At 41.8% G+C, this 349-nt stretch carries 1 pseudogene; it reads left to right on the top strand.

Going from position 1 to position 349, the window contains the following annotated elements:
* A pseudogene (locus AC0QH1_RS05520) lies at nt 1-349 on the top strand (group II intron reverse transcriptase/maturase); the annotation flags it as partial.

Raw genomic sequence — 349 nt, 5'->3', positions numbered from 1 at the left:
CCGCACAAAGAAGTCATACTAGAAGCCCGAGACCTGATTGAACAATGGCTTAAACAAGTTGGATTAAAGCTTAAGCCAGAAAAGACAAGAATCTGTCATACCCATGAATTCTCAGAAGAAGGGGTAGAACCAGGTTTTGACTTTTTAGGTTTTAATATCCGTCATTACACAGTTGGCAAATACAGGGCCACGAATATTGGCATGGGGGGAAAGCGGCTATTCCAACTCAACATAAAGCCAAGTAAGAAGTCAGTCAAGGAACACTACAAGGGGATTAAGGCGGTTATAAAGGCTCATAAAACAGCCCCACAATACGCACTAATCAAGCACCTAAATCCAGTCATAAAAG

It is taken from the genome of Phormidium sp. CCY1219 (assembly GCF_055795085.1).
Note: the sequence above shows the minus strand (reverse complement) of the source record. Positions and strands in the feature narration are given on the sequence as shown.